Origin of the sequence: Prevotella heparinolytica, assembly GCF_002998535.1 — a bacterium.
Lineage (GTDB): Bacteria > Bacteroidota > Bacteroidia > Bacteroidales > Bacteroidaceae > Bacteroides > Bacteroides heparinolyticus.
This window is the reverse complement of sequence record NZ_CP027234.1, coordinates 3,293,166-3,305,626: the sequence shown is the minus strand read 5'-3', so window position 1 is coordinate 3,305,626 and position 12,461 is coordinate 3,293,166. Positions and strand designations below refer to the sequence as shown.

At 49.8% G+C, this 12,461-nt stretch carries 8 protein-coding genes; 5 read left to right on the top strand and 3 right to left on the bottom strand.

What is annotated here, in order from left to right:
• The first annotated feature begins 123 nt into the window (after window positions 1-123).
• The 5 genes from gmd to C3V43_RS13295 all read left to right on the top strand — a co-directional run bounded on the left by gmd (window position 124) and on the right by C3V43_RS13295 (window position 6,870).
• The gene (gene gmd / locus C3V43_RS13315; protein ID WP_106070602.1) at window positions 124-1,203 is read left to right on the top strand and encodes a GDP-mannose 4,6-dehydratase; all 1,080 of its coding nucleotides are present in this window, start codon (window positions 124-126) and stop codon (window positions 1,201-1,203) included.
• A gap of 21 nt (window positions 1,204-1,224) precedes the next feature.
• Complete coding sequence (locus tag C3V43_RS13310) at window positions 1,225-2,307, top strand: GDP-L-fucose synthase family protein (RefSeq protein WP_106070175.1); 1,083 nt, start codon at window positions 1,225-1,227, stop codon at window positions 2,305-2,307.
• Between the two features lie 111 nt (window positions 2,308-2,418).
• A complete protein-coding gene (locus C3V43_RS13305; protein WP_106070174.1) occupies window positions 2,419-4,077 on the top strand; it encodes a long-chain fatty acid--CoA ligase in 1,659 nt (552 codons plus the stop codon).
• A 6-nt stretch (window positions 4,078-4,083) separates the two neighbouring features.
• Window positions 4,084-5,622, top strand: a complete 1,539-nt coding sequence (locus C3V43_RS13300) for a sulfatase (RefSeq protein WP_106070173.1) — start codon at window positions 4,084-4,086, stop codon at window positions 5,620-5,622.
• Window positions 5,623-5,631: 9 nt separating this feature from the next.
• Window positions 5,632-6,870, top strand: coding sequence for an LA_2272 family surface repeat-containing protein (locus tag C3V43_RS13295; RefSeq protein ID WP_106070172.1), 1,239 nt, complete (start codon window positions 5,632-5,634; stop codon window positions 6,868-6,870).
• A gap of 19 nt (window positions 6,871-6,889) precedes the next feature.
• Here C3V43_RS13295 and C3V43_RS13290 read toward each other — a convergent pair whose 3' ends face one another.
• The 3 genes from C3V43_RS13290 to C3V43_RS13280 form a co-directional block, all read right to left on the bottom strand.
• The gene (locus C3V43_RS13290; RefSeq protein ID WP_106070171.1) at window positions 6,890-8,557 is read right to left on the bottom strand and encodes a putative transporter; all 1,668 of its coding nucleotides are present in this window, start codon (window positions 8,555-8,557) and stop codon (window positions 6,890-6,892) included.
• A 404-nt stretch (window positions 8,558-8,961) separates the two neighbouring features.
• Window positions 8,962-10,704 carry a phospho-sugar mutase gene (locus tag C3V43_RS13285; RefSeq protein ID WP_106070170.1) on the bottom strand — a complete coding sequence of 581 codons (1,743 nt, stop codon included), beginning with the start codon at window positions 10,702-10,704 and terminating at the stop codon, window positions 8,962-8,964.
• Between the two features lie 83 nt (window positions 10,705-10,787).
• Window positions 10,788-12,425 carry a C69 family dipeptidase gene (locus tag C3V43_RS13280; RefSeq protein WP_106070169.1) on the bottom strand — a complete coding sequence of 546 codons (1,638 nt, stop codon included), beginning with the start codon at window positions 12,423-12,425 and terminating at the stop codon, window positions 10,788-10,790.
• Window positions 12,426-12,461 lie beyond the last annotated feature (36 nt).

The following is a 12,461-nucleotide window of genomic DNA, read 5'->3' as shown; positions in this document are numbered from 1 at the left end:
GCAGGCAAAAATACGGATTATGGGGAAAGGGGGGCATAAAAATGTAAGAGTTGCATTTGCGTATCTCCCTAAAAATGACGAATATTGCAGTCTGAAAAAACAGATATCAAAAAGCAATACGGAATGAAAAAAGCTCTTATCTCAGGCATTACCGGTCAGGACGGTTCGTTTCTGGCCGAGTTTCTTCTTCAAAAAGGTTATGAAGTACACGGCATCCTGCGCCGTTCTTCTTCTTTCAACACCGGCCGCATCGAGCACCTCTACTTCGACGAATGGGTGCGCGACATGAAGCAACGCCGCACCATCAACCTGCACTATGGCGACATGACGGACAGCAGTTCGCTCATCCGCATCATCCAGCAAGTACAACCCGACGAAATCTATAACCTTGCCGCACAAAGCCACGTCAAAGTATCGTTCGACGTGCCCGAATATACCGCCGAAACCGATGCCGTGGGTACGCTGCGCATGCTTGAGGCAGTGCGCATCCTCGGCATGGAAAAGAAAACGCGCATCTATCAGGCCTCTACTTCCGAACTCTTCGGTAAGGTGCAGGAGGTGCCTCAGAAAGAGACCACTCCCTTCTACCCGCGCAGCCCCTACGGAGTGGCCAAGCAATACGGCTTCTGGATTACCAAGAACTACCGCGAAAGCTATGGCATGTTTGCCGTGAACGGCATCCTCTTCAACCATGAGAGCGAACGCCGGGGCGAAACGTTCGTGACAAGGAAAATCACACTGGCCGCCGCACGCATTGCACAAGGCTTTCAGGACAAACTCTATCTGGGCAATCTCGATGCCCGGCGCGACTGGGGGTATGCCCGCGACTACGTGGAATGTATGTGGCTCATTCTGCAACACGATGTTCCCGAAGATTTTGTCATTGCCACCGGCGAGATGCACACGGTGCGCGAATTTGCCACGCTGGCTTTCCGTGAAGCCGGCATCGAGCTGAGCTGGGAAGGCGAAGGCGTAAAGGAAAAAGGCATCGACACCCGAACGGGAAAAGTGCTTGTAGAGGTAGACCCGAAATACTTCCGTCCCGCCGAAGTGGAGCAACTTCTGGGAGACCCCACCAAAGCCAGAACACTGCTTGGCTGGAATCCGCAGCAGACCGGTTTCGAGGAACTGGTGCGCATCATGGTGGCCCACGACATGAAGTTCGTGAAAAAACTGCACCTGAGAGCAAAAGAAGAAGAATAACGCTTAGAAGCGAATATTGTCATGATAGATAAGAGTGCCAAAATATATGTGGCAGGTCACCGCGGGCTGGTGGGGTCTGCCATCTGGAACAACCTCCGGCAAAAGGGGTATGCCAACCTCGTAGGAAAAACCCACAACGAACTCGACCTGCTCGACGGGGCAGCCGTCCGCCGCTTCTTCGACGAGGAACAGCCGGAATATGTCTTTCTTGCCGCCGCTTTCGTGGGCGGCATCATGGCCAACAGCATCTACCGGGCCGACTTCATTTACAAGAACCTGCAAATACAGCAGAACGTCATAGGCGAGAGTTTCAGGCATCATGTGAAAAAACTCCTTTTTCTGGGCAGCACCTGCATCTACCCCCGCGATGCCCGGCAACCGATGAGAGAAGACGAACTCCTCACCTCGCCTCTGGAATATACCAACGAGCCATACGCCATAGCCAAAATTGCCGGACTGAAGATGTGCGAAAGCTTCAACCTGCAATATGGAACCAACTACATTGCCGTGATGCCCACCAATCTGTACGGGCCTAACGACAACTTCGATTTGGAACGCAGCCACGTGCTCCCCGCCATGATTCGCAAGATACATCTGGCCCACTGCCTGAAACGCGAAGATTGGGATGCCGTATGCCGCGACATGAATCTCCGCCCGGTGGAGGGTGTTGACGGCAACAGCAGCAAGGAAGAGATACTGAACATCCTTGCCAAATACGGAATAGAACGGGAAGAGGTGAAGCTTTGGGGAACGGGAACACCTCTCCGCGAATTTCTCTGGAGTGAAGAGATGGCAGACGCCAGCGTCTTCGTCATGGAGCATGTAGACTTCAAAGACACTTGCCAACCGGGTGAAAAGGAAATACGCAACTGCCACATCAACATCGGTACGGGTAAGGAAATCAGCATCCGTCAATTGGCCGAGCTGATTGTAGCCACCGTAGGTTATCAAGGCCGGCTTGCCTTCGACAGCAGCAAACCCGACGGCACACTGCGCAAGCTGACAGACCCGTCGAAACTGCATGCACTGGGTTGGCACCACAAAATAGAAATCGAGGAAGGGGTGCAACGGATGTACGACTGGTATTTGCAGTGCATGTCGTGACACATTTTCTCCTCCCCTCTCTTATATAAAACGTTTTTTCCTTCAAAAGTTTGCATTCTGTATATAAAGCCTTATATTTGCGCAAATTTCAACTAAATGTGCAATTGTATCATGGAACAAAGCTTTATCGCCTATATAGAGAATAGTATAAAAGAGAATTGGGATCTGGATTCCCTGACCGACTATAAAGGAGCCACATTACAGTATAAAGATGTGGCCCGCAAAATAGAAAAGCTGCATATCATTTTTGAGGCAAGCGGCATAAAGAAAGGCGATAAAATTGCCGTATGCGGCCGTAACAGTTCGCACTGGGGCGTGACTTTCCTCGCCACACTGACTTACGGAGCCGTCATTGTTCCCATCCTACATGAGTTCAAGGCAGACAATGTGCACAACATCGTGAACCACTCCGAAGCCAAACTGCTGTTTGTAGGCGATCAGGTATGGGAGAACCTGAACGAAAGCGCCATGCCTCTGCTGGAAGGCATCATGATGATGACAGATTTCTCCATCCTCGTCTCTCGCAGCGAGAAACTGGATTACGCCCGCGAACATCTGAATGAAATGTTCGGGAAGAAGTATCCCAAAAATTTCCGCAAAGAACATATCAGCTACCATAAAGACCAACCCGAAGAGTTGGCGGTGATTAACTATACATCGGGCACCACCAGCTATTCAAAGGGAGTGATGTTGCCCTACCGCAGCCTTTGGTCGAACACCGCCTTTGCCTTTGAAGTGCTGTCACTGAAAGCCGGAGACAAGCTCGTGTCCATGTTGCCCATGGCCCACATGTACGGTTTGGCATTCGAGTTCCTCTATGAGTTTGCCGCAGGATGCCACATCTTCTTCCTGACCCGCATGCCCAGTCCGAAAATCATTTTCCAAGCATTTGCAGAAATAAAACCGAATCTGATTGTGGCCGTCCCCTTGATTATCGAGAAAATCATAAAGAAGAACGTACTGCCCAAACTGGAGACACCGGCCATGAAGCTGTTGATGAAAGTTCCCATCATCAACGACAAAATAAAAGCAACCGTACGCGAACAAATGATGCAGGCCTTCGGCGGAAACTTTGTCGAAGTCATCATAGGTGGCGCCGCCTTCAATCAGGAGGTGGAACATTTGTTGAGAATAATAGATTTCCCCTACACGGTGGGCTATGGCATGACGGAATGCGCCCCCATCATATGCTACGAAGACTGGTCTCGCTTCAAACCCGGCTCTTGTGGCAAGGCCGCACCACGCATGGAAGTGAAAATCCTATCGCCCGATCCGGAAAACGTTCCGGGAGAAATCGTTTGTCGTGGTCCCAATGTCATGCTGGGATACTATAAAAATCCGGAGGCCACCGAGCAGGTGCTCGACAAAGACGGCTGGCTGCATACCGGCGACCTTGCTCTGATGGATGCCGAGGGCAACGTAACCATCAAAGGACGCAGCAAGAATATGCTTCTCGGCCCGAGCGGCCAGAACATCTATCCCGAAGAGATAGAAGATAAGTTGAACAACCAGCCCTATGTGGCCGAAAGCATCATCGTACAACAGAACGAGAAGCTGGTTGGCCTGGTATATCCCGACTTTGACGACGCTTTTGCCCACGGCCTCAACAATGACGACTTGGAGCGCATCATGGAAGAGAACCGTATTGCCTTGAATGCCGAGCTGCCGGCATACAGCCAGATTTCCAAAATGAAGATCTACCCTGAAGAGTTTGAAAAGACACCTAAGAAATCCATTAAACGTTTCTTGTATCAAGAAGCCAAAGGATAAAAACCAATGAAGAAAGAACTGTTATTATCTGCCGCCATACTGCCGATGTGCGGAATGGCGGCAGAAAGTCACGACACAGCTGCATCCACTCCGCAGCAACCTCCCAATATAATCTTATTCCTTGTAGACGATATGGGATGGCAAGATACTTCCTTGCCTTTCTGGACGCAACGCACCAAATACAACGACATTTACCACACTCCCAACATGGAGCGGATGGCCGCACAAGGCAGAATGTTCACGCAGGCCTATGCTTGTAGTGTCAGTTCTCCCACACGTGTCAGCCTCTTTACCGGAATGAATGCGGCAAGACACCGTGTAACCAGTTGGACGTTGCGCAAAAACACGACTCACGAAGAGCCGGATTCCATCCTGACATATCCCGCATGGAATGTAAATGGTATTTGTCAGGAAGCCGGTGTGGAACGTTCCACACAAGTCACATCTTTAGCTCAGCTACTCAAAGATAACGGTTATCACACCATTCATTGCGGGAAAGCACATTTCGGTGCTGAAGGTACTCCCGGAGCCGACCCTCTGAAAATGGGCTTTGCTGTGAATATTGCCGGACATGCTGCCGGCTCGCCTGCCAGCTATTATGGGAAAGAGAATTTCGGCAATAAGGTTGATGGCATAAGTCCTCCTGCCGCCGTTCCCGGTTTGGAGCAATATCACGGCACAGATATCTTCCTAAGTGAAGCACTTACGATAGAAGCTCTGAAAGCATTGGACAAGGCACAGCAGACAAATAAACCTTTCTTTCTATACATGGCACACTATGCCATCCATACTCCCATACAGCCTGATATGCGTTTCTACCGGAAGTATCTGGATAAGGGGCTTCCTCCGGTTGAGGCAGCGTATGCCACCCTCATAGAAGGTATGGACAAAAGCTTGGGGGACATCATGGACTATCTGGACAAAAACAACTTGGCTGACAATACTGTGCTTATCTTTATGTCCGACAACGGCGGTCTGGCCGCCCATACCCGCGCCGGGCAACTACATATCCAGAACTTTCCGCTCAACAGCGGGAAAGGTTCTGCTTACGAGGGTGGGATACGTGAGCCTATGATCGTGCGCTGGCCGGGAGTCATAACTCCCAATACTAAGTCCGACCATTATCTGATGATAGAAGACTTCTTCCCTACCATTCTTGAAATGGCAGGTGTAGATAACTATAAAACCGTGCAGCAGCGCGACGGAATAAGCTTTATGCCCCTACTCACCGGAAAAGGCAGAATGAAAAGCCGTGATATCTATTGGCATTACCCTAACAGTTGGGGACCATCAGGGCCGGGCATCGGAGCTACCTGCTCCATACGTTCGGGCAACTGGAAACTGATATATTATTTCGGTAGCGGTAAACGCGAACTTTTCAATATCTCTGCCGACATACATGAGAAGCATGACAAATCCGGAGAAAAGCCCGGACTTGTCAGGAAGTTGTCAAAGAAATTAAGTAATTACCTTCGGTCTGTGGATGCACAGCGACCCATACTTCGCGCCACTCGGCAACCTGCACCTTGGCCGGATGAAATATAAAAAACAAAAATGAAACGTATCTTTTCACTCATCTTTCTGTCTTTACTCATTGTAAGCGCAACTCTCGCTCAAGACTATTCCGGCGAACAAGGCTCTATGCGGATGAGACATAATCAGACTTTGGCAGGCATCAATATCTCTTTATGGAGAAACATATCCACTCAGCGCATTGACACCACGGGAAGCACTTGGCTCAACTTGGGTGTATTCTCTTCGATGAATCGTCTGAACGGTCTGGGAGTCAATATGCTCGGTAGCATTGTGCGTAAAGAAGTGAACGGTATTCAAGTGGCAGGCCTTTCGAACATGGTAGGGGGGAAAATGCGGGGTATTCAAGTAGCAGGTATCACCAATATCAACGGCAGCCTTACCGGAATATCGGTTTCGGGACTGGTAGGCATCACAGGAAACAATGCGCAAGGATTGACCCTTTCCGGACTGGCAACTATCAACGGAAACCACAGTCACGGTATCAGCATAGGCGGCTTGTTGAATATCAATGGTGATGCTGCTGCCGGTGCGCAACTTGCCGGATTGGCCAACGTTTCAGGTGGAAGCCTGAAAGGATTTACGGGTGCAGGCTTGTTAAACATTGTCGGCGAACATCTGAATGGGGCGCAGCTTTCCGCCCTCGCCAACATCATTGCCGGAAACATGGTAGGCATTCAGTTTTCCGGCATAGGCAACGTGGTTGGAGGCACAGCCAAAGGGGTGCAAATAGGCGCTGCCAATATGGCCGTACATGCCAAAGGGGTGCAAATCGGCCTTTTCAACTATTACAAGAATAGTCTGGACGGATTTCAATTAGGGCTGGTCAATGCCAACCCGCAGACTAAAGTGCAGTTGATGCTTTTTGCAGGCAATGCCACCAAGCTGAATGCCGGAGCGCGATTCAAGAACAAACTGTTTTATACCATTCTGGGTGGTGGCACTCACTATCTGGATTTCGGCGACAAGTTTTCGGCAGCTCTTTTCTACCGGGCCGGACTTGAGCTTCCTCTCTACAAGCAGTTATTCATCAGCGGAGACCTTGGCTATCAACACATTGAAACGTTCAAGAATAAAAACGATGAGATACCTGCACGCCTCTATGCGCTGCAAGCCCGTGTCAATTTGGAGTGCCGCCTACACGACGGCCTCGGCATATTCCTTACGGGAGGCTACGGCAGCAGCCGCCACTACACCCGAAACAAATGTTACGACAAGGGGGTGATTGTTGAAGCCGGAGTAGTGTTGTTCAAATATTAAAGGTATAGGGCGACTCTTATCAACCAAGCAAAAACATCAGCAGCACTTGCGCAATGATGACCCGCAGGAACATGCACAGTGGATAGACCGTGGCATAAGCCACGGACGGATTGTCGCCGGGAATCGTATCATTGGCATAGTTCAAGGCCATCGGGTTGGCCATGCTTCCGCACAGCATGCCGGCCGTTGTTCCGTAATCTACTTTCATCCACTTAAATGAAACGAGGCCCATGATGAGCACCGGAACAACCGTGAGCAGGAAGCCTGCCAGAATCCAGAGCAAACCTTCCGGACGGAACACGGTATCGAAGAAATGTGCACCGGCATCCAGCCCCAGACATGCCAGATAGAGAGACAGGCCCAGCGCACGGAGCATCAGGTTGGCACTGCGCGTGACGTAGGTCACCATGTGCATCCGCGGTCCGAATGTGCCGATGAGAATGCCCACAATAATCGGTCCGCCCGCCAACCCCAAACGCACGGGAGCGCTGATGCCCGGTATGGAAATGGGAATCGCCCCCAACGCCAGACCTAAGACGATACCTATAAACACGGCAACCAGATTAGGTTCTTTCAGGCTTTTGACAGCATTGCCCAATACCTTCTCTACATTCTGTATGGCAGCCGCTTCTCCCACCACGGTTAGGCGGTCGCCCAACTGCAATGTCAGTTCCGCTGTGGCCAGCAACTGCACGCCACTGCGATATACCCTGCTGATATTGATGCCATAATGATTGCGCAGATGGAGTGAGCCGAGTTTCTTCCCGTTCAGTTCGGGACGAGTCACTACGATGCGTTGCGATATCAACTGGCTGTCTATGGCGTTCCAGTCTATATCTTCCTTGTTCCAATCGGTATGCTCCTGCTCGCCGAAGAGTACGGTCAGTGCCGGAGTATCTTTCTCCGAGGTTATCACCAAAAGCCGGTCGCCCTCCTTTATCACTTTCTCGGAAGTGGGAATGCTGACCTTTCCATCCCGCCACAAACGGGAGATGACGAACTTCGGATAACTGCTCAGTCCGCCTACCTCTTTGATACTCTTATTGAATATGGCCGGATTATGTACCTGAAAGGCTACAATGTAAGGCTTGTTCACGTCTTCCTTTTCTTTCAGTTCCAAGTCTTCTTTACGTACCAGCGCCTTACGGATTGCCAGTACCGCCAAAATCACTCCGACCACCCCCAGCGGGTATGCCACCGCACAGCCCAGAGCCGGCGTACTGGATTCCAATCCCATCTGTTTCAGCGTCTGCTGCGCTGCACCCAGCGCAGGAGTATTCGTCGTCGCACCGCAAAGGATGCCCACCATGTCCGGAAGAGATATTTGCAGCGCATAACTGCCCAATACGGTCATCAAAGTGCCGATGAGTATCACTCCCACAGCCAGCATATTCAGTTGTACCCCTCCTTTCCGGAAAGAGCTGAAAAAGCCGGGACCTACCTGCAATCCCAACGCATACACAAATATCACCAGCCCGAAGCTTTCCGCATAATTAAGCATCTGCGAATCGATGGATAATCCGAAGTGCCCGGCAATGATGCCGGCAAAGAAAACGAAGGTCACTCCCAAAGATATGCCGAAAAAGCGCAACTTTCCCAAGCCCAGCCCGATGGCGGCAATCAACGAGAGTATAACAACCGCCTGCAAAGCGGAATGTTCGACAAATAAATCATATAGCCAATCCACTATACACTTAATTTACATATTCAGTGCACAAAGATAATGTAAAATTCCGATATAAGGAATGAAAGTAAATGAACGACCCGAAAATCCGTCGGCTTAAGTAACGATTTATTACCACCGGACTGCAACGCCCGCATCTCTTCCCCACCCCCTTCAGAAGGCATTCTGAGAGGGGTACAATCAGTCGGCGACTGAAATGGTTTCAGTCAGTGAGTGAAATGGTTTCAGTCGCCGACTGAATCCCATTCAGTCAGGGAGTGAATAAAAAAGCTTCGGGAAACAAGAGGAGCTTCAAAAAGTTTGTAAAATAAAAGGAAAGAAAGACAAACTTCTGTCTAAGAACTAAAAAAGGGTGCAACCTCAATTTCGGTCGCACCCTCTCCTTTCCTGTTCAACGATATTTTTTATCAGATGCCAAGCGATTTGCGCACGGCTTCCACCTTCTTCTCCGCTTCGGCATTCGTTGCAGCATAACACTTAGGACATCCCATTTCGCCTTTCACCTCGATATAAAACTTGATTTTAGGCTCCGTGCCCGACGGACGAACGGAAATCTTCGTACCGTCTTCCGTAAAGAATTGAAGCACGTTCGAAGGCTCCGGCATATCCAATTCGGTTACGTTTCCTCGCGCATCCGTAGCTTTCAAGGTTTTGTAGTCCTTCACCAAACATACGGCCGAACCACCGATTTCTTTCGGTGAATTAGCACGGAAGTTATCCATCATGGCCTTGATTTCTTCCGCACCGCTCTTACCCGGTTTCACTACGTTGACGGTTGTTTCTTGAGAGAACCCGTATTCTACATAAATATCCATCAGCACGTCATACAACGTCTTGCCCTGATCCTTTGCCCAAGCACAAATCTCGGCCAGCAGCGAACATGCCGAAACGGCGTCTTTATCACGCACAAAGTCTTCGGCAAGGAAACCGTAGCTTTCTTCACCTCCGCCAATGTATTGCTGCTTGCCTTCGCTTATGCGAATCTCACGGGCTATCCATTTGAAACCGGTGTAGCAATCGCGCATTTCAATCTTGTTCTTGTCGGCCACAGCCTTGATGAGTTCGGTGGTGACAATGGTTTTGACGATGAAATCATTGGGCTTCATCTTGCCCATTGCAATGCGGTTCTTGATGATATAGTACAAGAAAATGAGGCAAGTCTGGTTGCCGTTGATAAGTACCCACTCGCCCTTGCTGTCCTTGCAAGCCATACCTACACGGTCGGCATCCGGGTCGCTTGCCATTACGATGTCGGCATCTATCTTCTTCGCCAGAGCAATGGCCAAAGTCAGGGCCTCCGCATTTTCCGGATTGGGAGAAACAACGGTCGGGAAATTGCCATCCTTCACCATTTGTTCGGGCACGCAGTTCACGTTTTCAAATCCCCACACTTTCAGTGAATCGGGAATCAACACTCTGCCGGCGCCGTGAAGCGGAGTATATACGATGCTGAGATTCTTCTGCCGTTTGATTACCTCCGGATCAATGGAAATGGTATGCACCTGTTTCAGGTAAATCTCATCCACTTCCTTGCCGATGCTCTGAATCAAATCCTTGTTTCCGTTGAACTTGATGTCGGCCACCTTCACCTTATTCACCTCGTCGATGATAGCCGTATCGTGCGGTGCAAGTACTTGTGCACCATCATCCCAATAAGCCTTGTAGCCGTTGTATTCTCTCGGATTATGGCTTGCAGTGATATTGATACCGCTTTGGCAACCGAAATGACGAATGGCAAACGATACTTCGGGAGTAGGCCGCAAATCATCAAAAAGATACACCTTGATGCCGTTTGCCGAGAAAATATCGGCAGTGATTTTGGCAAACTTATCGCTGTTGTTGCGGCAGTCGTGCCCCACCACAACGGAGATTTGCCCCTTGCCGGCAAAGCACTTGTTCAGGTAGTTGGACAAACCTTGGGTAGCGGCACCTACCGTATAGATATTCATGCGGTTGCTTCCCGCTCCCATGATGCCGCGCAAACCACCCGTTCCAAATTCCAAATCTTTATAGAAGCTATCTATCAATTCGGTTTTATCGGGATTCTGCAACATGCGTTTCACTTCCGCCTGCGTCTCGGCGTCATAAGCCGGCGTAAGCCATTTCTCGGCTTTCTCCGTGACCAGTTTAATCAGTTCTTGATTTTCCATAAGACTGTATTTTGATATTTTAATTATAAAAAGTCTGTTTTGTTGAGATACAAATGTAAAAGATTAAGTCCTAAAATCCTAATTTATTCGGGCTTTTTATATCTGTCTCCCGTCTGCTTTACATACTCTTCGAGGAATGCTTTCGGGTATCCCGGACGAATGACGCCTGCCGGCTGACCAATGGAGTTACGCGCGAATTTTCCGTCTTTCATGCGTTTCACCACACCGTCATTATACTTTACAACAAGGAATTCGCCCAAACGCTTCCATGTGGCAAACGCGCTTTCGGCAGTCATGTTTGTATAGTTCGTCAGGAATGCCTTTGCTTTGGCAGGCTCCTTTTCCAACAGTTTGGCAGCCGCAGCTTCAACCCCTTCTTGTGCTTCGTTGAAGGCTGTTTCCAGTTCGGTTTGGGCGGCACGCACATCATCAATCATCAAGTCGTATCGGGGATACACCATATTGGCCACCCAATTGAAAATCCAAAAAGCCGAATTCCACGAGAAAGTGATGTAATCGGCACCATCCACGCGGGTATAGCACGTAGGGACTTTGTTCGTGCAACAGTACACAGGGGTGAACACGGTCATGTTGGCATCGTCCGTACCGAACCACAGTACGCCACCGATGGCATCGGGCAACTCTGAACGCATCTGGGCCACAAACACAAAACCGCTCTGCTGGGTGGAAATGGGACGTTCGTTGAAATATTCCCGGTCGCCTACCTTGAAAGAAAGAGGAGACAGACGGTAGGGCGCATGATAAGGGCCTGCGCCAAAGTCCTTGCTGATGTCGAGAGGAGTTCCCTCGTAATGGTCGCGCATGGCATTCTTGACATCCTGAACCGATATCTTACGGCTCGGCTTCAAGAACAGCGGCATCGGAGTATCGTTCTCGCCTAATATATAAGGTAGAAATTCATTGCCACGGTCGGTAAACATGTTGAAGTAGCTCCAAACACGGGCCTCGCAATAGCGACGGGCACCGAAATCAAGCGGAGCATAGGCATTGGCGAAACTGAAATCCTTGTTCACACCGTTAAAATAACCCTTCTCGCGGGCAAAGGAAACAACATCGGGAGAATACATGCAGTTTTCCTTGTCGTTCATATCGAACTGATGGATGCGGCTCTGGTTGGCATGGGCAGAGATGCAGTCGTCGGGCACGCGGACAGCCACCCACACAGCGCCACGCACACCGGGGCCTTTGCCAATCATTTCCATAATCCATATTTCATTGGGGTCGGCAATGGTGAAGGACTCGCCACTGCTATAATAACCATACTCCTGGACCAGTTCTGTCATCACCTTGATGGCTTCGCGAGCAGTACGCGAGCGTTGCAATCCCAAATAAATCAAACTGCCGTAGTCGATGATGCCAGTGGTATCAACCAGTTCGGGACGTCCGCCGAAAGTCGTTTCACCGATGGTGAGCTGAAACTCGTTCATGTTGCCGATGACGTTGTACGTCTGTCGTGCCTGCTCTATCCGTCCAAGATACTTACCAGTGTCCCACTCATGGATATCAATCAGCATACCTTTCTTATGCACTCCGGCAGGATAATGATACAACTCGCCGAACAAACCATACGAGTCGGCAGAATAGGAAACAATGGTAGAACCGTCTGCGGAAGCATTCTTGCCTACAATAAGGTTGGTACAAGCCGGCGCATTCACCACTGCCGCCAGCAAAAGCAAAACGGAGAAAGTCAGTTTTTTCATACTTTAAATTATTATTGTTACTATAATGTTGATTCT

What these genes read in the sequence shown, in the direction of transcription:
- gmd (WP_106070602.1), top strand. Translation starts at nt 124, where the DNA reads ATGAAAAAAGCTCTTATCTCAGGCATTACCGGTCAGGACGGTTCGTTT.
- C3V43_RS13285 (WP_106070170.1), bottom strand. Translation starts at nt 10,704, where the DNA reads ATGGAAAATCAAGAACTGATTAAACTGGTCACGGAGAAAGCCGAGAAA.
- C3V43_RS13310 (WP_106070175.1), top strand. Translation starts at nt 1,225, where the DNA reads ATGATAGATAAGAGTGCCAAAATATATGTGGCAGGTCACCGCGGGCTG.
- C3V43_RS13300 (WP_106070173.1), top strand. Translation starts at nt 4,084, where the DNA reads ATGAAGAAAGAACTGTTATTATCTGCCGCCATACTGCCGATGTGCGGA.
- C3V43_RS13280 (WP_106070169.1), bottom strand. Translation starts at nt 12,425, where the DNA reads ATGAAAAAACTGACTTTCTCCGTTTTGCTTTTGCTGGCGGCAGTGGTG.
- C3V43_RS13295 (WP_106070172.1), top strand. Translation starts at nt 5,632, where the DNA reads ATGAAACGTATCTTTTCACTCATCTTTCTGTCTTTACTCATTGTAAGC.
- C3V43_RS13305 (WP_106070174.1), top strand. Translation starts at nt 2,419, where the DNA reads ATGGAACAAAGCTTTATCGCCTATATAGAGAATAGTATAAAAGAGAAT.